This is a genomic window from Tateyamaria sp. GN1-10 (assembly GCF_055693845.1).
The window spans coordinates 60,186-83,317 of the sequence record NZ_JBVFUR010000005.1 but is presented as its reverse complement, the minus strand read 5'-3'; the positions used below and the strand labels follow the sequence as shown (position 1 = coordinate 83,317).

General features: G+C 57.0%; 23 protein-coding genes. 14 read left to right on the top strand and 9 right to left on the bottom strand.

Annotated elements, in window-relative coordinates; genetic code table 11:
* The 3 genes from ACZ1HN_RS24005 to ACZ1HN_RS23995 form a co-directional block, all read left to right on the top strand.
* The coding region (locus ACZ1HN_RS24005) for a transporter substrate-binding domain-containing protein (protein WP_472729450.1) at window positions 1-922 on the top strand (922 nt) is incomplete at its 5' end.
* Between the two features lie 63 nt (window positions 923-985).
* Window positions 986-2,122, top strand: a complete 1,137-nt coding sequence (locus ACZ1HN_RS24000; protein ID WP_472729449.1) for an ABC transporter permease subunit — start codon at window positions 986-988, stop codon at window positions 2,120-2,122.
* Between the two features lies 1 nt (window position 2,123).
* Window positions 2,124-3,212 (top strand): amino acid ABC transporter permease, encoded by a 1,089-nt coding sequence (locus ACZ1HN_RS23995; protein WP_472729448.1) that lies wholly within the window; start codon window positions 2,124-2,126, stop codon window positions 3,210-3,212.
* A gap of 117 nt (window positions 3,213-3,329) precedes the next feature.
* On the opposite strand, the gene ACZ1HN_RS23990 is transcribed toward ACZ1HN_RS23995, so the two are convergent.
* The gene (locus tag ACZ1HN_RS23990) at window positions 3,330-3,971 is read right to left on the bottom strand and encodes a VOC family protein (RefSeq protein WP_472729447.1); all 642 of its coding nucleotides are present in this window, start codon (window positions 3,969-3,971) and stop codon (window positions 3,330-3,332) included.
* A gap of 203 nt (window positions 3,972-4,174) precedes the next feature.
* Here ACZ1HN_RS23990 and ACZ1HN_RS23985 point away from each other — a divergent pair, with 203 nt between their 5' ends.
* Window positions 4,175-6,478 carry a molybdopterin-dependent oxidoreductase gene (locus ACZ1HN_RS23985; RefSeq protein WP_472729446.1) on the top strand — a complete coding sequence of 768 codons (2,304 nt, stop codon included), beginning with the start codon at window positions 4,175-4,177 and terminating at the stop codon, window positions 6,476-6,478.
* On the top strand, window positions 6,451-7,266 hold the full coding sequence (locus ACZ1HN_RS23980) for an IclR family transcriptional regulator (protein WP_472729455.1): 816 nt from the start codon (window positions 6,451-6,453) through the stop codon (window positions 7,264-7,266). The genes ACZ1HN_RS23985 and ACZ1HN_RS23980 overlap by 28 nt, the downstream gene beginning before the upstream one ends.
* Before the next feature lies 1 nt (window position 7,267).
* Here ACZ1HN_RS23980 and ACZ1HN_RS23975 read toward each other — a convergent pair whose 3' ends face one another.
* Entirely contained in the window at window positions 7,268-7,669 is a 402-nt protein-coding gene (locus ACZ1HN_RS23975) for a rhodanese-like domain-containing protein (RefSeq protein ID WP_472729445.1), read from the bottom strand.
* A gap of 117 nt (window positions 7,670-7,786) precedes the next feature.
* Here ACZ1HN_RS23975 and ACZ1HN_RS23970 point away from each other — a divergent pair, with 117 nt between their 5' ends.
* Genes ACZ1HN_RS23970 through ACZ1HN_RS23935 form a run of 8 tightly spaced genes read left to right on the top strand, consistent with a single transcriptional unit; the run spans window position 7,787 to window position 16,577 of the window.
* A complete protein-coding gene (locus tag ACZ1HN_RS23970) occupies window positions 7,787-9,061 on the top strand; it encodes an NAD(P)/FAD-dependent oxidoreductase (protein WP_472729444.1) in 1,275 nt (424 codons plus the stop codon).
* Between the two features lie 3 nt (window positions 9,062-9,064).
* Window positions 9,065-11,152 carry a hydantoinase/oxoprolinase family protein gene (locus ACZ1HN_RS23965; RefSeq protein ID WP_472729443.1) on the top strand — a complete coding sequence of 696 codons (2,088 nt, stop codon included), beginning with the start codon at window positions 9,065-9,067 and terminating at the stop codon, window positions 11,150-11,152.
* Entirely contained in the window at window positions 11,149-11,727 is a 579-nt protein-coding gene (locus tag ACZ1HN_RS23960; RefSeq protein ID WP_472729442.1) for a hydantoinase B/oxoprolinase family protein, read from the top strand. The genes ACZ1HN_RS23965 and ACZ1HN_RS23960 overlap by 4 nt, the downstream gene beginning before the upstream one ends.
* Window positions 11,728-11,743: 16 nt before the next feature.
* Window positions 11,744-12,796, top strand: a complete 1,053-nt coding sequence (locus tag ACZ1HN_RS23955) for a hydantoinase B/oxoprolinase family protein (RefSeq protein WP_472729441.1) — start codon at window positions 11,744-11,746, stop codon at window positions 12,794-12,796.
* Between the two features lie 17 nt (window positions 12,797-12,813).
* Entirely contained in the window at window positions 12,814-13,557 is a 744-nt protein-coding gene (locus ACZ1HN_RS23950) for an SDR family NAD(P)-dependent oxidoreductase (RefSeq protein ID WP_472729440.1), read from the top strand.
* A 10-nt stretch (window positions 13,558-13,567) separates the two neighbouring features.
* Window positions 13,568-15,475, top strand: coding sequence for a propionyl-CoA synthetase (locus ACZ1HN_RS23945; protein WP_472729439.1), 1,908 nt, complete (start codon window positions 13,568-13,570; stop codon window positions 15,473-15,475).
* A gap of 3 nt (window positions 15,476-15,478) precedes the next feature.
* Window positions 15,479-15,823, top strand: coding sequence for a RidA family protein (locus ACZ1HN_RS23940; RefSeq protein WP_472729438.1), 345 nt, complete (start codon window positions 15,479-15,481; stop codon window positions 15,821-15,823).
* A 16-nt stretch (window positions 15,824-15,839) separates the two neighbouring features.
* A complete protein-coding gene (locus tag ACZ1HN_RS23935; RefSeq protein WP_472729437.1) occupies window positions 15,840-16,577 on the top strand; it encodes an amino acid ABC transporter ATP-binding protein in 738 nt (245 codons plus the stop codon).
* Window positions 16,578-16,691: 114 nt separating this feature from the next.
* On the opposite strand, the gene ACZ1HN_RS23930 is transcribed toward ACZ1HN_RS23935, so the two are convergent.
* From ACZ1HN_RS23930 to ACZ1HN_RS23915, 4 genes are all read right to left on the bottom strand, one after another.
* A complete protein-coding gene (locus ACZ1HN_RS23930) occupies window positions 16,692-17,363 on the bottom strand; it encodes a response regulator transcription factor (RefSeq protein WP_299707186.1) in 672 nt (223 codons plus the stop codon).
* Between the two features lie 100 nt (window positions 17,364-17,463).
* A complete protein-coding gene (locus tag ACZ1HN_RS23925; protein WP_472729436.1) occupies window positions 17,464-19,047 on the bottom strand; it encodes a sensor histidine kinase in 1,584 nt (527 codons plus the stop codon).
* Between the two features lie 12 nt (window positions 19,048-19,059).
* The gene (locus tag ACZ1HN_RS23920) at window positions 19,060-20,574 is read right to left on the bottom strand and encodes an ABC transporter transmembrane domain-containing protein (protein ID WP_472729435.1); all 1,515 of its coding nucleotides are present in this window, start codon (window positions 20,572-20,574) and stop codon (window positions 19,060-19,062) included.
* Complete coding sequence (locus ACZ1HN_RS23915) at window positions 20,571-21,635, bottom strand: P-loop NTPase family protein (protein ID WP_472729434.1); 1,065 nt, start codon at window positions 21,633-21,635, stop codon at window positions 20,571-20,573. Before ACZ1HN_RS23915 ends, ACZ1HN_RS23920 begins: the two co-directional genes overlap by 4 nt.
* Window positions 21,636-21,727: 92 nt before the next feature.
* On the opposite strand from ACZ1HN_RS23915, the gene ACZ1HN_RS23910 reads away from it, so the two are divergent.
* Window positions 21,728-21,955, top strand: a complete 228-nt coding sequence (locus tag ACZ1HN_RS23910; RefSeq protein ID WP_472729433.1) for a hypothetical protein — start codon at window positions 21,728-21,730, stop codon at window positions 21,953-21,955.
* On the opposite strand, the gene ACZ1HN_RS23905 is transcribed toward ACZ1HN_RS23910, so the two are convergent.
* The 3 genes from ACZ1HN_RS23905 to ACZ1HN_RS23895 form a co-directional block, all read right to left on the bottom strand.
* Entirely contained in the window at window positions 21,933-22,295 is a 363-nt protein-coding gene (locus tag ACZ1HN_RS23905) for an EF-hand domain-containing protein (protein ID WP_472729454.1), read from the bottom strand. The genes ACZ1HN_RS23910 and ACZ1HN_RS23905 overlap by 23 nt on opposite strands.
* Before the next feature lie 208 nt (window positions 22,296-22,503).
* Complete coding sequence (locus ACZ1HN_RS23900) at window positions 22,504-22,863, bottom strand: type II toxin-antitoxin system RelE/ParE family toxin (RefSeq protein WP_472729432.1); 360 nt, start codon at window positions 22,861-22,863, stop codon at window positions 22,504-22,506.
* On the bottom strand, window positions 22,847-23,116 hold the full coding sequence (locus tag ACZ1HN_RS23895; RefSeq protein WP_299210004.1) for a ribbon-helix-helix domain-containing protein: 270 nt from the start codon (window positions 23,114-23,116) through the stop codon (window positions 22,847-22,849). Before ACZ1HN_RS23895 ends, ACZ1HN_RS23900 begins: the two co-directional genes overlap by 17 nt.
* Window positions 23,117-23,132 lie beyond the last annotated feature (16 nt).

Here is a 23,132-nt window from a genome sequence, read left to right as displayed (position 1 = left end):
GCTATGCTCCGGTCACAACGGCAGCTACTTTGGTTTCGTCGAGGTGAACGATAGGAACGAATGGAAAGGTCTGGACATTGACCTGTGTCGCGCGCTGACAACGGCCATTTTGGGCGACCCCAACGCGAACCAGATTGTCCCATTGTCTTGGGCACAACGCTTCCCAGCGCTGCAGTCCGGTGACGTTGACGTCATCATCAAGGCGACCGGTTGGACCATGGGCCGCGATACGGAACTTGGCCTTCAGTTCAGCTTGCCATACTTCTTCGGCGGCACCCAATTCATGGCACATGGTGATCTGGACATCACCGAAGCCAAGGACCTTGAAGGCGGCACAATCTGCGTCGAGGCCGGGACCACCATCGAACGGATTTCGGCGAACTACCTGTCCACAATCGGTGTCGAACACACTATGGTCTCGTACGAAAGTGCCGCAGAGCTGCGTGCGGCATATGTGGCCAACCGTTGCGATGCCTTTGCTGGTTGGGGGCCTAACCTCGCTGTTCTGCGGGCGACCGAGATCGACAATCCCGATGCACACGTGATCTTGAGCGATCAGCTGTCGTCGGAGCCAATTTCCGCAGCCATGCGTCAGGGCGATGAAGAATTCGTTGACGTGGTCAACTGGATGCTCGCCGCAATGCTGATCGCCGAGGAAGAAGGCGTAACCATGGCCAATGTCGAAGAAATGGCCGCCAACCCACCGAACCCGAAAGTTGCCCGCCTGCTGGGTGTCGAGCCCGGCATGGGTGAACGCCTTGGTCTGCGCGACACATGGGCGCGCGAGATGATCGCGGCCGTAGGCAACTTCGGCGAAGTCTATGATCGCAATCTGGGTGCAAACAGCCCTTACAAGCTGGATCGTGGACTCAACAACCTCTGGAGCCACGGCGGCGTGCTTTACGCACCAATCCTCGACTGATCAGACGCTGGAAGGGCTGGCTCTGAAGCCGGCCCTTTTTGACTCTTGAGTAGGGAAACGGTCATGTCCAAAGCGAAAGAGCTGCGCCAGAAAGTCAAACGGCGCAAAATCATTATTCAAACAGTGCTGATTGGCGTTTCCCTGCTTGTTGTCTATGGCGCATTCACGACAGCCCGGACAAATTTGGCCGCTCAGGGCCTGACCAGCGGCTTTGGATTTCTCGAACGCAGCACCGGCTGGGACTACAGCTTTTCCCTGGTTCAAAAAGATATCAGGGATCCCTACGCAAGGACATTGTTCGTAGGCTTCCTGAACACGCTCTTTGTCGGGTTCATCGCGATAGTTTTGACCACCTTCTTCGGGTTCTTGATTGGAACTGCGCGGGACGCATCCAACCTCGCCGTCAAGACTGCTGCGACGGTATATGTTCAGATCTTTCGGAACATACCCTTGATCCTGCAGCTCGTGTTTCTTTACGCGGTTCTGATCAACTTGCCGGGCCCGCGGCAGGCAATGTCATTTGCGGACAGTGTTTTTATGTCGAACCGCGGCATGATGCTTCCGGGCCTGAACGTCTCTCCCGGCATCGCAGTGGCACTCTTGCTGGCTTCGTTGGCGCTGGGGGTTCTGCTGATCTGGGCCAAGGTGCCACTCCTCCGCGGTCTGGCGATCTGGATCAGCGGATCTATCGCTCTATGCCTCGCTGTAACTGCCGCCTTTCGGCCCGAAGGCGCGGGGATGTTTTCTGTCCCGGAACTCAGAGGCCTGCGGTTTCGGGGTGGGATAACCATTCCTATTGAGCTGTTCGGGATGATTATCGCGATCACCCTCTACGGCAGCGCCTATATTGCCGAGGTGGTCAGGGGCGGTTTGGCGCAGGTGCCCAAAGGGTTGACCGAGGCAGGTCAGGCCCTTGGGCTGACAAAGGCGGCCATATGGTCGCGCATCAAGATGCCCATGGCTCTTCGCTCCATTATCCCGCCACTTGGGAACCAGTGGATCTTTATGATGAAGGCGACAACGATCGGGGTGGCGATCGGATTCAGCGACCTGTTCTACATTGTATCGATCTCAATCACTCAATCCGGGCAGACTCTGGAATTGATCGCAATTCTCATGGGCGCATTCCTCCTCGTGAATGGTGGGTTGGCTGTTTTCACCAATTGGCTCAACGCCCGTATGAAGCTGAAGGCGCACTGACATGGCGGATCTCTCAATTTCTCCACCAACACGGACACAGTCAGCGCTACACGCACTACGGAAACGAGCGTTTTCGTCGCCCAGCGATGCAGCTTTGTCGATTGTCGTCTTTGGTCTTCTGGCTTGGCTGGCCTGGACCCTGTTTGACTGGGCCGTCATCCGCGCGGTCTGGTTTGAAGAGAATGTCAGCCAATGCGGAAAAGGCACCGGGGCAGGGGCGTGCTGGGCCGTCATCGATGCCCGCCACAGGCTGATCCTGTTCGGGCTCTATCCGTTTGACCAACACTGGCGATCAACCTTGGCCTGTGCCGCCATCATCGCAACCGTCGTCTTGTCCTGCCTTCCCATCATGTGGAGCACCAAGCGGCTGGCGACACTTTGGATTGCTGGCTTTGCTACTTACTACCTTCTGATGGAAGGCAGCCTGCTGGGGCTACAACAGGTCACAACTGATGGATGGGGTGGCTTATCACTCACGTTGTTTTTGTTCTCGTCAGTCGTCCTTTTGGGGATGCCAATGGGTCTGGGCCTAGCATTGATGCGGCGTTCAGAGATGCCATTTGTCCGTGGTTTCGCCGTGGTGCTGATCGACTTCGTTCGATCTCTGCCACTTTTGACCACGCTATTCACCGCCGCCGTTGTACTTCCAATCATCCTGCCAAGCTGGTTGGAGGGGGACAAAATCTGGCGCGTAATCATCGCCTTCGCGTTGTTCTTTGCGTGCTATCAAGCCGAAGTATTCCGTGGCGGTTTTCAAGCCATCCCGAAAGGCCAGTTCGAAGCAGGCAAGGCGCTCGGATTGACCTATTGGCAGATTCTGGGGCGGATCGTACTGCCGCAAGTGTTCCGCCATGCCCTCCCCTCGACCATCAACATGGTAGTGATCACCTTCAAGGAAACGGCAATCGTTATCATCATCGGCTTCTTTGATGTGATGGCGTCGGCCAAGGCTGCGTTCGGTACGGGTGAATGGGCACCATACTATTTGGAAGTCTACGTTTTTGTGGCTGCTATCTACTGGATTTTCATCTTTTCCCTCGGTCAATACGGCGAGTATCTGAAGGGTCGGATGGCGATTTCAGAGCGTTAAAACAACCTCTCTGCAACTTAAAAAGCCGCCCAAGCGGCAGCTCCTTTTTGCTTTCTGGATTGGTCACCACGCCTTTGCCGATGACTTTTTAGGCGTGGTTCTTAGATATCTCTGGTGTCAGTCCAAGGTGACGGAGCCGTTCAGCGTGTTCAGTTCAAACGACAAGGCCACATCCCCTTCATGGACCTGCGCAAGGTGATCAACACCAAGCGCAACCAGCATTTTGGAAAGCGTTTCCGGGTCAGGATGATGCAGGTGCACTTTCTCCAGGGTCACCCCCAGATCCTGTTGACCGGTCGAGGGATGCGGACCTGGGGACCATTCAATGAAAGCTGGCAAAAGGCCCTGCATTGGCAGACTGCCATCCTTTGGCACCGTCAAACGCCACGACCGGTCACCGCGGGTAAACAGCACGACCTCCCCCAACTCGATCGGTGACGCGACTATAACAGCATCCAGATCATCTGTGCCAACCACCCAGCACAGCACGCGAGGCCGTTCCAGCAACCGCGCCTGAGTTTTTGGATCGTCCAGTGTGAACCAACGCGCCCGGCCGGGATCGGCGGGCGCATCTGGATCAATGGCGATCAACTCAAAAAAGCTTTCGTTGCCAGATTGCATGACACAGTTGTGGGTGCTCATCGCGTCATGCTTGCCGCCGCGCGGCACATCAACACCAAGCGTAGTCTTTAGGGCTGAAATGCCCTGTTCGAGCGTATCTGCTCCTATGGCGAAATGGTCGATCTTGTTGTTAGGCATGGTGCGGGTTCGTTTGTGATTTCAATCCACCCACCTTTGCGAGCCGCCCGTATTGAACAAAATGGTTAGAAATAGTCGTGCGGCTTGATGAATTGGGTATTGAGTGATCCCATATTGAATTCACCCTGACAGGGCTGCAATATTGTGTCAATATCAAGCACGGCTGTTCAACATAGCAGCACAATTACATCGAGGCATACCTGGTGACGACATCAAGGCTCACGGCAAATCATTGGGGTGTTGGGCGCGCCCAGATCGTCAACGGACGTATTGCAAAAGTGACCGGCCACCTGGGCGATCCGGACCCCTCTCCCATCAATGACAATATTGCGAGCAGTTTGAACGGTCGTGCACGCATTCTACGGCCAGCCATCCGCAAAAGCTGGCTGGAGGGGAACCGAACGGCGAAGCCACGCGGCAGAGATGCGTTCGTCGAAGTGTCATGGGGTCACGCACTAGACCTGATTGCCGACGAGGTTCAGCGTGTGCGCCGCGACCATGGTAACGAAAGCATCTTTGCCGGATCATATGGCTGGTCAAGCGCCGGCCGCTTCCACCATGCGCAAAGTCAACTGAAACGGTTTCTAAACACGGTCGGCGGCTTTTCGTTCTCGGAAGGCAACTACAGCTACAATGCTGCGCTCGTCATGATGCCTTACATTGTCGGTCCGTTTCGCCAGCATGTAGCGCAGGCAACGCGATGGACTGTCATTGCGGATCACAGTGATCTGGTGGTCATGTTTGGCGGTATGGCAAAGCGCAACACGCAAGTGAGCGACGGCGGAATTGCGACACACCGAATGCAAGACAACATACGCAAATGTGCTCAAAACGGCGTTGAGTTCGTGAACATCAGCCCTTTGCGTTCGGATACCGACCCGGTCCTGAAGGCGGAATGGATGCCGGTGCATCCCGGATCAGATACGGCCTTGATGCTTGGACTGGCATTCGTTCTGTGGTCCGAAGATCTTTTGGACCATGCCTTCCTCGAACGCTACTGCGTAGGTTTCGATCACTTCGAAGCATACCTGTCAGGCAAGGCCGACGGCATACCCAAAACACCCGAATGGGCGGCGGGTTATACGGGATGCAGCGCCAATGGTATCCGAACACTCGCCCGCCGTATGGCCAAAAGCCGCTGCATGATTTCCGTTGCCGCCGGAGTGCAGCGCACGGACTATGGGGAACAACCGCTTTGGATTGCGGTTACGTTGGCCGCAATGCTGGGACAAATCGGATTGCCCGGTGGTGGCTATGTGATCGGTTACGGGGTGAACGGCAACGTCGGCAATATGGAGAGGTTGTTTCGATGGGGAAGCCTGCCGCAAGGCAAGAACCCGGTCGGTAACTACATCCCCGTTGCAATGATTGCCGAGATGCTGCTGAACCCTCGTGGCACTTATCCATATCGTGGTGAAACCCGTACCTTCCCTGATGCGCGCCTTGTCTGGTGGGCGGGCGGCAATCCGTTTCACCATCATCAGGACTTGGGCCGCCTCCACGGCGCGTTTCAGCGCCCGGAAACCGTGATCGTCAATGATTTGAACTGGACAACGATGGCGCGACACGCGGACATCGTTCTGCCTGTTGCGGCTGCGCAGGAACGGGAGGATTTCGGAGCCGGGAAATCGGACAACGCGCTTGTCCCCATGCACAAACTTGCGAACGCTCCGGGTGAGGCACGCATTGAATATGATATCTATTGTGATCTGGCGGAAAGACTGGGCACACAAGCCGCCTTTAGCGAGGGACGCAACGGTCTCGACTGGGTGAAGTACATTTGGAAACGGACCCAAGAGACCGCCGCCAACCACGGCGTTGATCTACCCAATTGGGATGCCTTCCAAGCTGGCGATGTCATCAAGGTCCCGGATCCATCGCCTGATCAGGTCTTTCTCGCCGAGTTCAGATCGGACCCTGTTGCCCATCCATTGCCAACTCCAAGCGGGCGGATCGAAATCTATTCTGAAACACTGGCGTCCTTTGACCTGCCGGATTGCAAGGGTCACGCAAGTTTCTTCCCACCCCGCGATTTGGAGGCAGGTCAGGGTGATCTGTATCTATTGTCGGGCCAACCCAAAACGCGGCTGCACAGCCAACTGGACAACGGGGACTACAGCCTCAGCCACAAGATCAAGGGCCGTGAACCAGTTCTAGTACATCCAGAGGACGCTGCCCGACGAGGTGTGTCGGATGGGGATATTGTAGAGCTTTCCAACGCGCGCGGCAGTTGCCTTGCTGGCGTACGGGTCACCGACGAAATCCTGAAGGGCTGTATCTTCCTTTGGACCGGAGCGTGGTGGGACCCCGACTTTAACGCCCCACAATCCCGCGACCGGCACGGGAATCCGAATGTCCTAACGCACGATTTGCGGACGTCGAGTCTGTCGCAGTCACCGGCGTCACATTCGGCCAGAGTTTCGTTGCATCGTTTTGTAGGTGACCTACCGGACATCACTGTACATGACGCCCCCACTCTATACAGTGGGCCGGGGCGCGGTGCATAGCGACCAGAGCGGAGGACGACACAATCACTGAGACGAAGGAACCCAAGGTCGACTCGACCCTGTCAAAGGGCCTGTCCATTCTTGAAACGTTGGCGTCCTCACCCTCAAGCATGGGTGTGACCGAGCTTTCCAAAGCGTTGGACTTGACCAAGTCCAATACGTTCCGGTTGCTGCAATCCCTGACCGTGCTCGGATACGTCCGCCAAAGCCCGGACAAAACTTATGCAGCCACACTGAAAACATGGCAGGTGGGCCGAATCCTTCTGGATAATCTCAACCTGCGCGAACTCGCTGCACCCGAAATGAAATACCTTTCGAGCGAAACGGGCGAAGCTATCTATCTGGCAGTGCCTGAAGATCTTTCAGTGATCTATATCGACAAGCGCGAGAGCTCAAAACCGATCAGGTCGTGGAATCCCGTAGGTGGATCAGCGCCCATACATTGCGTGGGCACGGGCAAAGCCATTCTTGCACAGAACTATGACGCATTGCGGGCGCAGGTAAGTGGCCGACTGACCCGGCACACAGACCTGACGATCACCAACCTGACTGATCTTGATGCTGACGTGGACGAAACACGCCGTCAGGGCTATGCCTATGACAGGGGCGAGTTTCGAGATCGGATTCTGAGTGTCGGCGCCGCAATCTGCCTCCCGAATGGCCAAGCGATTGCGGCCTTGGGTGTGTCCCTGCCCAACATAAACATGCCGGACAAAGGGATCGATTGGTTGGGATCACTCGTGGCACATGCCGCCGCCAGTGTTTCAGGCAAGGTCGCCAAAACCTAGGCTACTTCTTTTCGATCGTCTCGACGGGACCACCCTTTTCCGCCCAGGTCGAGAATCCTTCTTTCAGGTGTGCCGCTGCGAAACCCATGTCCTGCAACGTGGCAACTGTCAAAGCGGACCGCCATCCCGAAGCACAGTGGAAAACATACTTCTTGTCTTCCTGCCCGAACACATCCTTGTAGTAAGGGCTGTCCGGATCGACCCAGAATTCGATCATACCACGCGGTGCATGGATCGAACCCGGAATAGCACCAGTGCGCTGCCGCTCGCGAATGTCACGAATATCCACGATGACGACGCTCGGGTCATCTACCATGCCAATCAGGTCCTCAGTTTCAATTTCTTCGATCCGGTTGCGGGCCGCCTTGACCATATCTGCTGCTGTTTTCTTGAGTTTGCTCATTTAACCGTGCCGCTATTTAGAACATATTTTTCATATATTGACACGCAATCTTGCGTGTTGCAACCTTGAGGGTAACGCATGTGACCGCTGGTCTGAACCTTGAAAGAGGTCGCTATCATGACAAAAGATACCGCCGTTTCTCTTTGGGACACGTCAGCCGCAGAGGCGGATTATGAAAACGAAACTCTGGGCGATGTTACGGTTGACGTTGCCATCGTAGGTGGCGGCTTCACTGGACTTTCAACGGCACTGCATTGCGCCGAAAAGGGCCTGTCGGCGCATGTTCTGGAAGCCAAGCAGATCGGATATGGAGGGTCGGGCCGCAATTGCGGGTTGGTGAACGCCGCCCTGTGGCTGCAACCTCAGAAAGTGCGCGAAAAGCTGGGCACTCTATATGGCCCACGCTTTATCAAGAAGTTCGGCAGTGGCCCGGAGTACGTTTTTTCACTGATCGAAAAGCACCAGATCAGATGCGAGGTCACACGCACCGGGACAATCCACGCGGCGCACGGCCCCAGTGGCTACATTGATCTCAAAGAACGCCACGAAGAATGGCAACGGCTTGGTGAGCCGGTGGACCTGCTTTCGCGCGAACAGGTCTCGGACATGATTGGGACCAACCACTTTCATGGCGGTTTGCTCGACCATCGCTGCGGGACCATCAATCCAATGGGCTATTGCCGTGGTCTGGCCCGCGCCGCGATGGGGGCAGGTGCCGCGATCAGTACCGGGGTGAGAGCAACCAAGTTGGAACGGGATGGCAATCTTTGGAAAGTGGAAACTGACAAAGGTACGGTGACGGCCAAAGCGGTCATCCTGGGCACAAATGCCTATACGGATGATCTATGGCCCAATCTGAGCCGCATTTTCACGATGATCCATTATTTCCAGCTGGCGACAAAACCCCTGGGACCAGAAGCTGATCACATCTTGCCCGGCAAGCAGGGACTTTGGGACACGGGACAGATCATGTTCAACATCCGCCGTGATGCGTTCAATCGTTTACTGGTCGGCTCCATGGGCAAGGTTATAGGGTCCAAGGACCAAGGCCTGTCACATCGCTGGGCCAAAAAGCAGATTGCCCGCATCTTCCCCAACTTGGGACAGTTTGAGTTTGACGAAGCATGGCATGGACAGATCGCCATGACCCCCGATCACTTGCCGCGGATCTACGAATTGGACGTCAATCTGTTCACACCCATCGGGTACAACGGGCGCGGGATTACAACCGGTACTATGTTCGGCGAAACGATGGCTGGTTTGTTGACAGGTATGGATCGCGCCGATCTGCCATTGCCGATGACAGCCCTACAAACCGTTCCGACCGCACCAATCGTTTCACGCATCTATCAGTCTGCATTCACCGCCAACCAAGTGCTCAAGGCAATATAGAACATGACGAATTTCAAGACCCGCGTCGGCGTTGATATTGGCGGGACCTTTACAGATGTGGCGCTTGCGCATTGGAGCGGCCTGTCAACATGCAAGGTTCTAACCAACTACGCGCAGCCGGAACAGGCGATTCTGGACGGCATTCAGCTTGCTGCCGATAAGGCGGACATTGATCTGGGTGCGATTGAACAGGTCATTCACGGCACCACGCTGGTCACCAACGCACTGATCGAACGCAGAGGCGCGAGGCTTGCCTTTATCACGACCGAAGGGTTCCGGGACGTAATCGAAATGCGGTCCGAGAACCGCTTTGAGCAATACGATCTCAACCTGACACTTCCTATACCATTGGTGGCGCGACAACACCGACTCACCTTGAACGAACGGATGGGCCCATCCGGTGAAGTGCTGCTTCCTTTGGACCGAGACGAAGTTGAGCAGATGGTTCAGACCATCGTGACAAGCGACTATGATGCCGTCGCCATCGGCCTCATCCACTCCTATGCCAATGGCGCCCACGAGAAGCAAATGGCAGAGGCGCTGCGCGCAGCAGCACCCAATTTGTCGATTTCCATCTCGTCCGTGATTTCGCCGCAGATGCGAGAGCTTCCACGCTTCAACACCGTCATTGCGAACGCCTATGTTCAGCCGCAGGTCTCGAATTACCTCGGCCGCCTCGTTCTGCGTTTGAAAGATGCGAGCGTAGACGCCCCCGTCTTCATGCTGCATTCGGGCGGTGGTCTGATGTCGGTCGAAGATGCCGCTGAACAGCCGGTGCGTCTGCTCGAATCCGGGCCTGCCGGCGGTGCGATCTTCGCCGCCGACTACGCACGGGCCCATGGGCTGGACAAGGTGCTGAGCTTCGACATGGGCGGCACGACAGCCAAGATCTGTTTGATCGAAGACGGGGCGCCCAAAACCGCCAACACGTTCGAGGTTGCGCGCACTTATCGCTTCAAAAAGGGGTCCGGCATGACCGTCTCGACCCCGGTGGTCGAGATGGTCGAGATTGGCGCAGGTGGCGGATCCATCGCCTCCATCGATGCGATGGGCCGTATCCAGGTCGGCCCGAAGTCCGCAGCCTCCGAACCCGGACCAGCGTGCTATGGGCGAGGTGGACAGCAACCGACAGTCACGGATTCCAATCTGCTGCTGGGTCGTCTGGACCCCGAGAATTTTGCCGGCGGTGCAATTCCATTGCACCCCGATGCATCTGACAAGGCCGTTGCGTCGCGCCTGACCGAAACGACCGGGCTTAGCGTACAGGACGCGGCCTTCGGCGTGACCGAGATGGTCGACGAAAACATGGCCAACGCCGCACGCGTCCACACGGTCGAGAATGGTCGCGATATCGAACACTTCACAATGATCGGCTTCGGCGGTGGCGCACCCCTGCACGCATGCCGCCTCTGCGAGAAACTGGGCATCAAGGCCCTTTTGATCCCACCGGGGGCCGGTGTTGGCTCGGCCATCGGGTTCTTGAAGGCACCGTTCAGCTACGAAGCCTCGCGCGGGATGTTCCAGCGCCTGGCCGCATTCGATGCCAGTGCAGTCAACGCCATGCTGCAGGAATTGGAGGGCGAGGCACGCGCCTTTGTCGACGCGGGATCCAAGGGCCAGGAGACCGAAACCAAGCTCACCGCCTTCATGCGGTATTCGGGGCAGGGGTGGGAAATACCCGTATCGCTCCCGCACAAGGTGTTTAAAGACTCGGACAGTGCATTGATCCTTGCTGCATTTGAGGATGCCTATCGCGCGCTCTTTGGTCGGACGATTGATGGGCTGGCCTGTGAAATAACAAACTGGTCGTTGATTGTCTCAACCGTGTTGCCTGCAGTCGCCAGAGCAGAGCGCCACTCAAATGGCGCCGGGGCCAACGCGCTGCGCAGCAGGACATTCTATGACGCCGCCAAACGAAAAACTGTCGAAGCACGGGAAGTCGCACGCGAGGCGCTCACACCCGGAATGACCATCGACGGCCCCGCCATTGTTGTCGAGCGTGAAACCACCACCATCGTCACATCAGCCTACAAAGTGATAGGGCAGGGGGATGGAAGTCTGCTTCTTCTGCGCAAGGAGGACGCCGCATGAGCACCCCCAGCAGCATCGACTTTCAGATCATGTGGAACCGCCTGATCGCAGTGGTCGAGGAACAGGCGACAACGCTGATCCGCACCGCCTTTTCCACCTCTGTCCGCGAGGCCGGCGACCTATCGGCTGGCCTGTTCGACCGACAGGGCCGAATGATCGCGCAAGCGGTGACCGGAACACCCGGCCACGTGAACGCCATGGCCGAGAGTGTGACCCACTTCGTGGCCGAGATCGGCGCACAGGACATATTCGAAGGGGATGTTCTGATCACCAATGACCCTTGGTTAGGGACAGGGCACCTGCACGACGTCACCATCGTTTCACCCGTGTTCCGCAAGGGGACGCACATTGGTTACTTCGCCTGCACGGCGCATGTCGTGGATATCGGCGGGCGTGGTTTTGGGCCGGACGGGAACGAGGTCTATGAAGAGGGTCTGTTGATCCCAATCATGAAGTTTGCGGAGCGCGGCCAGGTTTCCAAGGATCTGCTTCGTCTGATCCGGGCAAATGTCCGCACGCCTGATCAGACGGTCGGCGATATCTACTTCTCTTGCCGCCTGCAACGAGGCGGGTGACAGGCGCTTGCAAGCCATGCTGGACGAGTTCGATATCGACAACATTGACGGCCTGTCCAACTTTATCATCGACACAAGCCGCAAGGCCACACACGAAGCGATTTCAAAAGTGGCCGATGGCAGTTTCGCCCACACCATGCAGGTCGATGGTTACGATGCTCCGGTCCACATGGAAGTAAGGTTGGACATCAAAGGCGATACGCTGCTAGCCGATTTCGCGGGCACATCAGGCATGAGCAAATTCGGCGTGAACTGCCCCGAGGTCTATACTCGCGCCTATGCCTGCTATGGCCTGAAATGTGCGATTGCCCCGCAGGTGCCCAACAACACCGGCTCGCTCGAACCGTTCCAGATCACCGCGCCGGACGGGTGCATTCTGGCGGCCAAGCGCCCAGCACCTGTGTCCGTACGGCACGTGATGGGACACCTTGTGCCCGATGTCGTCTTGGGCGCACTTCACAAGGCGATGCCCGACACCGTTCCAGCCGAAGGGGCCTCCGCACTCTGGAACATTCAAATCTCGGCGCGCGCCAGCGATCTCAACAGCAATCTGCCAAATCGCGAAGTCCTGATGTTCAACTCTGGTGGCACCGGAGCACGACCAGCACATGACGGGTTATCCGCCACCGCCTTCCCATCTGGCGTATCGACCATGAGCGTGGAAGCAACCGAGCATGTCGGCCCGATCACCGTCTGGCGGAAGGATCTACGCGCAGGGTCAGGCGGTGCAGGCGCACTCCGAGGGGGCTTAGGACAAACCATCGAGATCGAGCCGCGCGACGGGTACGACTTCTATTTCAATGCGATGTTCGACCGCGTGCACAATGCCGCGCGTGGCCGCGACGGTGGCAATCCTGGCGCTCTTGGGCGCGTTGAATTGTCGGATGGGACCGCACTGCGCTCGAAAGGTCGCCAGTTGATCAAAAACGGTCGGCGTCTAAGGTTGAGCCTACCCGGTGGGGGCGGCTACGGTGCGCCATCCAACCGTGACAAGAGCCAGGTTGCAGCTGACATTGCAGCCGGTCTGATCACACCCGAACAAGCGAAATCCGACTACGGATACGAATAGACATAGGATCGTTGACCATGACAGACACACCCATCGCTTTGATTTCCGGCGCCGCACAGGGGATCGGACTGGCCTGCGCCGAAGCGCTCGCTGAAGACGGCTACAAAGTCGTCCTTGCCGACATCAAGGATACCGTGAAGGTCGAGGCAGAGCGGCTGGGCGGAGCAGGGTATATTTGCGATTTTGGTGACGTGGATGCGATCAGCGCACTGTTTGACACCATCGAAGCCGAACACGGCCCCGTCAGTGCATTGGTAAACAACGCAGGCATCGCCATGCCAGGTGATTTCCTCAGCTACGGACTCGACGCGCTCGATACAGTTCTTGGCGTCAATCTGCGCGGCGTGTTCGTGGCAACGCAACGTGCAGCGCGAACCATGGTGGACAAGGGTATCCAAGGCGCAATCGTCAACATGTCTTCGATTAATGCCCAGGTGGCGATTCCCGCGATCCCGGCCTATTGCGCGTCCAAAGGGGGCGTCATGCAATTGACCAAGGTTGCAGCGCTTGCGTTGGCCAAGAACAACATCCGCGTCAATGCCGTGGGCCCTGGCTCTATCGACACTGAAATGATGGCAGGTGTGAACGCCAACCCCGAGGCCTTTAAAACAGCCATGTCTCGCACACCGCTGGGCCGCGCGGGCAGCGCCCGGGAAATCGGCGATGTGGTCGCGTTCCTGTGCTCTCCGAAATCCAGCTATGTCACGGGCGAGACCATCTATGTTGATGGTGGACGCCTTGGCCTGAACTACACGTGCTGAGGCCCTGACGATGTCTTCCCGCTACGCTGAAACCTACGCCGCATGGCGGGATGATCCGGTTGCTTTCTGGGGCAAGGCGGCGGAGGGCATCGACTGGTTCGAACCAGCAACTTCAGTGTTTAACCCTGATCTTGGTGTCTATTGGCGCTGGTTTGAGGGGGCGATGTGCAACACCTGCTACAACTGCCTTGATCGGCATGTTGAGGCAGGACATGGGGATCGCCTTGCCCTCGTCCATGACAGCCCCGTAACAGATAGCGTATCGCGTTTCACGTTCAGCGAAATGACGGATCGCGTGAGTGCCTTGGCACATGTTCTGCGCGGCATGGGTGTGACCAAGGGCGACCGGGTGATCATCTACATGCCAATGGTGCCCGAAGCGGTGTTTGCCATGCTGGCTTGCGCACGGTTGGGGGCCATCCACTCGGTTGTATTCGGCGGTTTTGCGGCCAGCGAACTCGCCACCCGGATCGACGATGCCGCGCCCAAGGTGATCGTCTCGGCCTCCTGCGGGATCGAGCCGGGGCGTGTCGTAGCCTACAAACCGCTGCTCGACGAAGCCATTGACATTGCAACCGCAAAGCCGGACGCGTGCCTTATCCTGCAACGTCAGGTGCATCCCTGCGAACTGACACAAGGGCGCGATCTGGATTATGCCGAGCAGGTCGATGCGGCTTTGAACGCAGGGCAAGGCACCGAATGCATCCCGGTTGCAGCCACAGACCCGGCATACATCCTTTATACCTCTGGCACGACCGGCCAACCCAAGGGCGTGGTCCGTGACACCGGCGGTCACATGGTCGCCCTGAAATGGACGATGGAACACCATTACGGCCTCACGCCGGGCGAGGTCTTCTGGGCCGCTTCGGACGTGGGTTGGGTCGTGGGTCATTCATATATCTGCTACGGGCCACTGCTGCACGGCTGTGCCACGGTGATGTATGAGGGCAAGCCGGTAGGTACGCCCGATGCGGGTGCCTTCTGGCGCGTCATCCAGGATCACAAGGTGGCGGCCCTTTTCACCGCGCCGACGGCTTTCCGCGCCATCAAGAAGGAAGACCCGACCGGGGCGCTGATCGCTGACTACGACCTTAGCCATTTTCGGACACTGTTTCTGGCCGGTGAGCGGTCGGATCCCGCGACCATCGAATGGGCGCAAGAGAAACTGGATCGTCCTGTGATTGACCACTGGTGGCAAACTGAAACCGGCTGGGCCATGTCCGGTAACCCGGTGGGGCTTGGCGCCTTTCCGATCAAGCTTGGCTCACCCGGAAAACCCATGCCGGGCTACGACATCCGGGTCTTGGATGACGAAGGCAACCCGGTCCCCCCAGGCACGCTTGGCAACATCGTTTGCAAACTGCCGCTGCCGCCCTCTGGCTTCCCGACATTGTGGAATGCACCTGAACGCTTCCTATCCTCCTACATGGATGAGTTCCCGGGCTTCTATGCCACCTCGGACGCAGGCATCATTGATGAAGACGGCTATGTCTTCATAATGGCGCGCACCGATGACATCATCAATGTCGCGGGCCACCGCCTTTCTACAGGTGCGATGGAAGAGGTCATTGCCAGCCATCCCGATATTGCCGAATGCGCAGTTGTCGGCAAGGCCGATACGCTCAAGGGGCAGATGCCGCTTGGCTTCTACGTTACCAACGATGGCGTAAACCGCGACGTGGTAGAGCTTGAGCAGGAACTGGTAAAACTGGTGCGCGCCAGGATCGGTGCCGTGGCTGCATTCAAAACAGCTGTCCCCGTGATCCGCCTGCCCAAAACACGGTCGGGCAAGGTGCTGCGCGGAACAATGCAAAAGATCGCGGATGCTACGGACTACAAACAGCCTGCCGCAATCGATGACCCCGCGATCCTGACCGAAATCACCGACGCTTTGAACGCGCGCAACCTGATTGGATAAGGCATGATTGAACGGCTCCACACCTCTGACCGCATGAGCAAGATCGTCAAGCACAACGGCGTTGCCTATCTGTGCGGCCAAGTCGGGGCAGGGGACAGCGTTGCGGAGCAAACCGCCGATTGCCTGTCACGTGTCGATGCGCTGTTGACCGAAGCAGACTCTGATCGGGAACATATTTTGCAAGCCGTGATCTGGCTCGCCGACATGGCCGATTTTGCCGAGATGAATGCCGTCTGGGATGCATGGGTGCCGCAAGGACATGCGCCCGCACGCGCCTGCGGCGAAGCCAGGCTGGCCCGTGATGTTCTGAAAGTCGAAATCATCGTAACCGCAGCCATAAAAGACTGACCCAAGGGAGATAGTCATGCAGCCAGCTGTCGAAATGAAGCAAGTCAACAAGTGGTACGGCACCTATCACGCGCTAAGGGACGTCGACCTGAGGGTGATGAAGGGCGAAAAAATCGTTGTGTGTGGACCATCCGGGTCCGGCAAATCCACAATGATCCGCACGATCAACCAGTTGGAAGAACACCAGTCCGGCCAAATCATGATCAACGGGGAAGAAATCAGCGCAGACGCACCGAACATTGAGGAAATGCGGCGCGAAGTCGGGATGTGCTTTCAGCATTTCAACCTGTTCCCGCATCTGAGCATCCTGGACAACTGCACGTTGGCACCAATGCTAGCGCGCAAAATCTCCCGCGAAGAAGCCGAAGAGACAGCCATGGGTTATCTGTCAAAGGTTCAGATCGCCAATCAGGCCGAGAAGTTTCCCGGACAATTGTCGGGTGGCCAGCAGCAACGCGCCGCCATCGCCCGCGCGCTGTGCATGAAACCCGAAATCCTGTTGTTCGATGAACCAACATCGGCGCTTGATCCGGAGATGATTGGTGAAGTCCTGGATGTGATGGTTACGCTAGCCCAGGAAGGCATGACGATGATCTGCGTCACGCACGAAATGGGCTTTGCGCGCAAGGTCGCCGACCGTGTGATATTTATGGATGCAGGCGAAATCATTGAAGAGGGTGATCCCGAAAGCTTCTTCAGCGCCCCCAAAAGCGGTCGCACCAAGACGTTCCTTGATCAGGTTCTCAGTCACTAGATCACAGCGCCGGTTCCAAGCCGCGTACGTGCTGCACTGCTGCGAAAAGGCATCCGCAGCAGGCATCGCTCGCGCTTGAGTCCGCACTATGCAGACAAGCCTGACCCATACCGCTCAGTTCATTCGGTATCCGACATTGCGCAGGGTCACGATCCGCGCACCCTCGTCGCCAATCTTGCGACGAAGACGCCCCACATACACATCAACCACGTTGGTCAGCGGGTCAGCGTTCAGCCCCCAGACCGCGTTCAAAATCCGCTCGCGCGACAGAACGCGACCTGGATTGGTCAAAAAAAGCAGGAGCAAATCACGTTCCTTCTTTGACATTTCGATCTCTTCGCCATTGATGCAGACCTGCAAGGATTCACGGTCGAAGGTGAGTGAGCCACTTTTGACAACTGTATCACTGGCATCTACCGCATAGTTGGTCGCGCGACGATGAAGCGCTTCAACACGGGCAATGAGCTCATCAAAGTCAAAGGGCTTGGGCAGATAATCATCGGCACCAATTTTCAAACCCTCGACTTTCTCTTCCGGACTATCGAGTGCTGTCAGCATCAAAATCGGGGTTTTTGACTTGCGTGCGCGCAATTTGCGACACACGTCCTGCCCCTGAATGCCCGGAAGCATCAGGTCAAGCAGGATGACATCATATGTGTTGGACGCTGCGTGTTCGAGCGCTTCTTCCCCGTCAGCGGCATGGTCAACGGACCAGCCTTCGGCGGATAATCCGCGCCGAATAAAGTCTGCAACGCGGTTTTCATCTTCGACAAGAAGGATGTTCATAATTGGCTCCACCCAAATTCAATTCTGTGTCAGGGACTGAAACCGGCCCATGACATCAGCTATCGTTCTGTGTTGAATAATCCAAATCTCCGCTTCGTGTTTAGGCGGAATTGCGCGAAGTTTGGGCAGTCACTTCGCGAGGTCGGGGCTGTTTTGGCAGCGCAATGACAACCCGCAACCCACCGCCTGACCGATCCGCAAGATCCACCTTGCCGCCATGCGCTTCGACGATGGACTTGACGACTGGAAGGCCCAAGCCGCTGCCCTCGATCCCCTGACCGGATGCATTGGACCCACGGAAGAACCGGTTGAAGGCCCGCTCTTTCTCGGCGGGATCAAGGCCTGGGCCATCATCCTCGACCGCTATCCTATAATTCTTTGTACCATCCTCCAGTGAAACGGAAATTGACGGTCCGCCGTACCGCCGGGCGTTCTGCAAAAGGGCAAGGATAGACTGGCGTAGCCGAACAGGATCGACAGATGCCGACACCGGTTGATCACCTTCGTTGATCTGAACCGAACCGGGGAACATCAACACCGCATCATGAATGACTTTTCTCAGATCAGTCTCGGTAAGATCGAGACGCAACTGACCCGCCTCATGGCGCGCAACGGTCAGCATATCGTCCACGATCTGGTTCGTGTGCTTTGCAGATTCCCGGATACGGGCAAGTGTATCAGACACGTCGTCACTCAGACCGCTGGATGTACGCAGTGTCACATCAGCCTCACCCAGAATAATGGCAAGCGGTGTGCGAAGTTCGTGGCTTATGTCAGCCATCAACCGTTTTCGGTTTTCTTCACCCAACTCCAGCTTATCGATCATCTTCTGAAGTTCGGCCGTACGCGCGGCGACCAGTTCCTCGAGCTGTGCTTTCTGTTCCGCACGGCTGGCCTCCCGTTTCGCCACAGCCTCACCCATACTATTCAGGATGACGCCCAGTTCACGAAATTCACGGCTGCCCCCCAGCTGGACAGATCCGGAATAATCCGCATTGCGCAGTCGATTGATACTCTGTTGCAAACGAATGAGTGGCAGCCGGATCTGACCATTGAATGAAACTGCACCGACGATCAGCAAACCAATCAGCACAAAGAGCAGACCATATACAAACCGCTCATTCCACGTGCGGAAGGCATCGGCATCTGCCAGAACCTCCTGTACTTCCTCCAACTCTTCATCGACTGCGGCCTGTATCTTGCGGTCCAGTTCAATATCGATGTCGTCATCCAGCAAGGCCGCCAAACGTTCGATCTGTAGGAAGGTTTCAACTGGATCACCCGACTCCGTCAGAGTCGCGATGGCCGCATTGATCGACTGTATTTCCTCTTCAATTTCATTCAGGAGATCGAGTTCCTCGATCTCCTCGTCTCCAATCAATTGGATTTCCCGCCCGATGGTTTTCCGAATCTCGACAAGAGTTTTGGCAATTTTCTCACGCAGTTCCGTTTCCAGTTCACCGCCATCGCGATTGCCAATCAGAAGCGCGTCACCATGTTGTTTGAACAACCGATAGACATCGGCCTCAAGCCGCAGGTGAAGGGCCCGGGATTCCTGAGCCAACTGTGTACGCGCATCCCACCAGCGCGCTTTTTCCACACTGTAAAGCGTCAGGCCGGCAAATGCGCCCAAGAGTAAAACAATAACGGCGGCGTATACGCCAAAAAGGGTGGTAGAGCGCATCTGATAGTCCCTTCAGTACGAAGTAGCAGTGCAAGTGTTTGTTGGCTCCGCGAGTATAACGGTTGCCCGGGTCAGGTGTCGCAGCGTGTCCAGAAGCATGTCCCGGTCCGGGTCTGCGGCCCAGCGTAGAGATGAAATGATGATGACATCAGCCTGCCCAAGGACCGCGCGCGCAAGGTCCAAGCGCAACGTTTGCGCAGCGGTCAGGTTCCTTCCATTCTCTGCAAGGCGTTGATCAAGGCCGCCGGGTGCACGCAACACCTCATTCAAGTCAAATGCAGCAAGGGCTTGTTGGATCACGCCGTCCGTTGGGCGCTTTGGTGCACCAAGGGTCACGGACCTTCTCAGGCTGCCTTGCAGACCGACATGCTCGTCACCGATGTAGCTGATCTTTGCCGAACGTGTTTGACTGCCAAAACGGAGATCGACCGCGCCGTGCGTATCCAGACCGGCGATCACGCGCGCGCACAGGCGGGCATACGAGCCTCTCAAATGAGTGACCTTTCCAGCACCAGCAGAGAAACTGACAGGCTGTCCGTCTACCTGGCCTTCCAAAGTGACCGAGATCGGCTCGCTCTTGGGTTTTGACCGCCGTTTGACTGTCGGTTCGTCCAACAACCTTTGTGCCTTTTCCCGTGCGACACGCCACGCGCAATAGCGGTCCCAAGATGCAGCAAGGTCCTGCAGCGGCAGCGCAACAATGGCGAGGACCGACATGCATGCCGCAGCAGTTGCGGGTGCAAGACCATTCTGACCGGCCAGCCAAAGCATGAGAAGCCCGGACAATGCCGTCCCGACCTTAAGCAAGGTTTGGAGACCAGCGGTCCGCCCACGGCGAGACACCGCATCACCTTTCAAAGCGGCGCCCTTCTCATCAAGGGCGCGCAGCTCCTTGTTTGTGCGTCCCATGAGATCCAGTTCGGGGGCAATCGCAATGCGTTCGATCATTGAAATGGCAATGTTTGCCCTACGTCGTCTCAGCTTGCGGTGGCGCTGTTCCAGATGCCAGGCTGTGATGCACATGATCGCCAACGCAAGGCCAAGCGGAACAAGTCCGGTTCCGGCGAGGGTGGGATTGAGGCTGAACAAGATCCAAATGGCACCGGGCAAGACAACAATGGCAGACAATACATCAGGCAAACCGCGTCCGAACCAAAGGCGGGCGGCCGCTAGGTCACCAACAAAGCGAAGGGACAACGCACCAACCCGACGCTCCTCGTGACGCGCTTTCGGAAGGCGGGCGATCTGGGAATAGAGTGTCCGGCGAAGCGCAATCGCATAGCTCTGCCCCAATGCCTCGGCACGCCTGCGTGCAAACAAATGGCACAACGCTGCAACCAGTCCGGCGGCCCCTAATTCAGCAACTGTCTGCATGGGCAATGACTGCTGTGAATGAAGCGCCATGAAAGCGTCCCGTGTTGCAAAAGCACCCACGGCAAGCGCGATCGCCTGAACAATGGCGGACGATATGATCAGGACCGCATCGATGACACGGTCCTGAGTAGCAATTGAGGGCAGGGGGGTCATGCCGCCACACCTTGATGGTCCCGGCGCATCAATGGTGCGACATGCAGCGCAATCGCCTCAGGCGACCAAAGATCTTCGCGTGACAGAATGGGCAAGCCGGTCACCTCAGCCGCTTCTGCGGTTGCAAGCGGAGAGCAGCTCACCATTCCCGATATTGCAAATGGCGTAAGCTGCAGGCGTTCAAGTACCATCACGCCACCCAGTGCACTCAGCGCATCGGGGGCAGCAAACAGGATACCATCCAGACGATCGCGGATATGCGAAGCCTTTAGGATGTCACGCGTTTCCTGTTGAAACACACCGTCCGCAATTTCGACGACAACCACTTCGGCACCGCGCGCGGCTGCCGTACTGACCAGCGTGTCAAAACCCTGTTCGATCTGCTCAAGCGGCCTACGGAAGGTGGTCGCCATGCCAACGTCGGTAAAGTCGAGCGCAGGGGCACCACCATCCTCAAAGCTGTTGAAGTCACCAAAGGCACCCGTACCGGTGGCTTTGACACCTGCCACCGAATACCCGGACCGCATAAGCCCATGGGCGAGGCTTGAGGCGGCGGTAGTCTTACCCGAGTTCATCGAGGCACCGAAAACCCCAATCACCGTCACGCGGTCATTGGCTGGCAGAGGCGGCAGTGCATAGTCCGCGACATTCATCACGCGACCCTGTTCGCCCGTCAAAAGACCCAAAGGCTTCAACCGGGTGGCGTCGTCCATAAAGTCATGTGCGGCATCAATGCGTCCGGCAACACCGCCGCCCGCAACCAAGTCGATCAGGTCGTCGTCGATGATGGCACTCGCCAGGAACTGATCAGGCGCATAACGGTCACCCAGGCACACGACGACCAGATCTCCGGGATAGCTTAGCGAAACACGTCGCTCTGCCAGTTGCAGTTTCTTGTGTTGGCCGATTTCGACGATTTCGCACAGCATCAGATCACCGGCCTTGGCTGTCTGAAAACTGACGGACAGACCCCGGACGTCGCTGCGATCAACGCGCCGTGTTGTGAACGCCCATTTCGCGATCTCGCAGAGGGCGGGGGTCAAAGGATAAATCTTGGTCATTGGTTTGCTCCGTAGTGTAGCGTTTGAATGACCTTTGTTTCGCCGACCCGGATGATGGCTGTCCGGCAGACAAATGAACCGCTGCCGGAAATGTGGATGAACGCAAAATGAACGGTGGTGTTCACCGGAGCAGCGTATCCGCAATCAATGGCTGGGGGATTCTCTCCCTAGTCATCATTGTCACCATCGTCTCCACCTCCATCATCACCGCCGCCGTCTCCACCTCCTCCGTCGCTGCCGCCGCCATTGTCATCATCATCGTCTCTTTCATCCCGATCATCGTCGTCGTCATCATCATCATCGTTGTCGTCGGCATCTGAACCACGGCGGCTTGTTCCCTCTTCGGGTTCGTCGCGCGCGCCTCTTCGAATCTTCACCAATGGTGATTCTGTTGTCACCGTTGTGGTCATTGGTTCGCATCAGCTGTCTGGCACCGTCGCGCCCAAAGGCCGCCACCAATTCATCAAAGCTGAGCATTCCGTCGGAATTGGTGTCCACAGATCGGAAACTCGCTGATTGACAAAGTGCCGCCGAAGACGATGCGAAACTGACAACAAGCGCAAAGAGCAGGCTCTTTGGAAGCCTGCGCGGGCGAACCGATACGTTCGCTGCAGCAATGGCGTGACCGCCATCTGCGTGCTTGCTGGTTCTGTACACCATTCTATGCCCGATACTACCCGCGTTACATGCAGGGTATGCCCCAAAAGCAGTAGTAAGTTGCATGTGTGGATGAACGTTAGCCACTACCAAAGATGAACGCCAGATGAACAGCATCCGATACCCTACATCCTGGATACAATCAGACGATCTTCCGCAACCATACGCGAAATCAAGGCGATGATTGCCTAATAGCTTTACATAATATTGATTACATGATGTTTTTCACGATCCGTTGCAGGATGTGCGACCGATGGTTTTGACCACCAAAAAAGATACCCAGAACGCGCACCTCCATCCGTTCCGCGTCCGAAATAAAGTAGAAAACGGCGCTATCCTTGGTCACATGCCGCAGCCCATCCATGATCTGCGGCACCAGCGTGCCCTGGAACGGAACATCGCCCAGACCGGCTAATGCATCCTCGACACCGCGCACGCGACTAGCCGCACGATTTAAAGCATCATCAATCGGCTCGCCAAGATCGCGGTATGATTGGAACAGATGATCAAAGATGACTTCGATATCCGCGTCACAAGCTGCGCTGCGGAGAACCTTAAACCCTGTGGGCACGAGTTTTGGCCGCAATCATATCCTCGGTTCGGGCGCGTCCCTCATCCGCCGCCACAAATGGGCCTGCCGCCCGCTCGGCGAAAAAGGCCTGTAGCGCGGCCAGCTCTGCCGCTTCACGCTCTTTCTCGGACCGGACGAGTTCAAGACCGCGCTGCACAACCGCGCTAACGCTGGCATATTGCCCATCCGCAACCAATCGGCGGGTAAACTCATCCTGTTGATCCGTGATCGATACAGAGGCTTTCACAGACATGGCATGTCTCCCATTG

What these genes read in the sequence shown, in the direction of transcription:
- ACZ1HN_RS23965 (WP_472729443.1), top strand. Translation starts at nt 9,065, where the DNA reads ATGACGAATTTCAAGACCCGCGTCGGCGTTGATATTGGCGGGACCTTT.
- ACZ1HN_RS23940 (WP_472729438.1), top strand. Translation starts at nt 15,479, where the DNA reads ATGATTGAACGGCTCCACACCTCTGACCGCATGAGCAAGATCGTCAAG.
- ACZ1HN_RS23945 (WP_472729439.1), top strand. Translation starts at nt 13,568, where the DNA reads ATGTCTTCCCGCTACGCTGAAACCTACGCCGCATGGCGGGATGATCCG.
- ACZ1HN_RS23935 (WP_472729437.1), top strand. Translation starts at nt 15,840, where the DNA reads ATGCAGCCAGCTGTCGAAATGAAGCAAGTCAACAAGTGGTACGGCACC.
- ACZ1HN_RS24000 (WP_472729449.1), top strand. Translation starts at nt 986, where the DNA reads ATGTCCAAAGCGAAAGAGCTGCGCCAGAAAGTCAAACGGCGCAAAATC.
- ACZ1HN_RS23895 (WP_299210004.1), bottom strand. Translation starts at nt 23,116, where the DNA reads ATGTCTGTGAAAGCCTCTGTATCGATCACGGATCAACAGGATGAGTTT.
- ACZ1HN_RS23960 (WP_472729442.1), top strand. Translation starts at nt 11,149, where the DNA reads ATGAGCACCCCCAGCAGCATCGACTTTCAGATCATGTGGAACCGCCTG.
- ACZ1HN_RS23920 (WP_472729435.1), bottom strand. Translation starts at nt 20,574, where the DNA reads ATGACCCCCCTGCCCTCAATTGCTACTCAGGACCGTGTCATCGATGCG.
- ACZ1HN_RS23905 (WP_472729454.1), bottom strand. Translation starts at nt 22,295, where the DNA reads ATGGTGTACAGAACCAGCAAGCACGCAGATGGCGGTCACGCCATTGCT.
- ACZ1HN_RS23990 (WP_472729447.1), bottom strand. Translation starts at nt 3,971, where the DNA reads ATGCCTAACAACAAGATCGACCATTTCGCCATAGGAGCAGATACGCTC.
- ACZ1HN_RS23970 (WP_472729444.1), top strand. Translation starts at nt 7,787, where the DNA reads ATGACAAAAGATACCGCCGTTTCTCTTTGGGACACGTCAGCCGCAGAG.
- ACZ1HN_RS23930 (WP_299707186.1), bottom strand. Translation starts at nt 17,363, where the DNA reads ATGAACATCCTTCTTGTCGAAGATGAAAACCGCGTTGCAGACTTTATT.
- ACZ1HN_RS23915 (WP_472729434.1), bottom strand. Translation starts at nt 21,635, where the DNA reads ATGACCAAGATTTATCCTTTGACCCCCGCCCTCTGCGAGATCGCGAAA.
- ACZ1HN_RS23995 (WP_472729448.1), top strand. Translation starts at nt 2,124, where the DNA reads ATGGCGGATCTCTCAATTTCTCCACCAACACGGACACAGTCAGCGCTA.
- ACZ1HN_RS23950 (WP_472729440.1), top strand. Translation starts at nt 12,814, where the DNA reads ATGACAGACACACCCATCGCTTTGATTTCCGGCGCCGCACAGGGGATC.
- ACZ1HN_RS23925 (WP_472729436.1), bottom strand. Translation starts at nt 19,047, where the DNA reads ATGCGCTCTACCACCCTTTTTGGCGTATACGCCGCCGTTATTGTTTTA.
- ACZ1HN_RS23955 (WP_472729441.1), top strand. Translation starts at nt 11,744, where the DNA reads ATGCTGGACGAGTTCGATATCGACAACATTGACGGCCTGTCCAACTTT.
- ACZ1HN_RS23975 (WP_472729445.1), bottom strand. Translation starts at nt 7,669, where the DNA reads ATGAGCAAACTCAAGAAAACAGCAGCAGATATGGTCAAGGCGGCCCGC.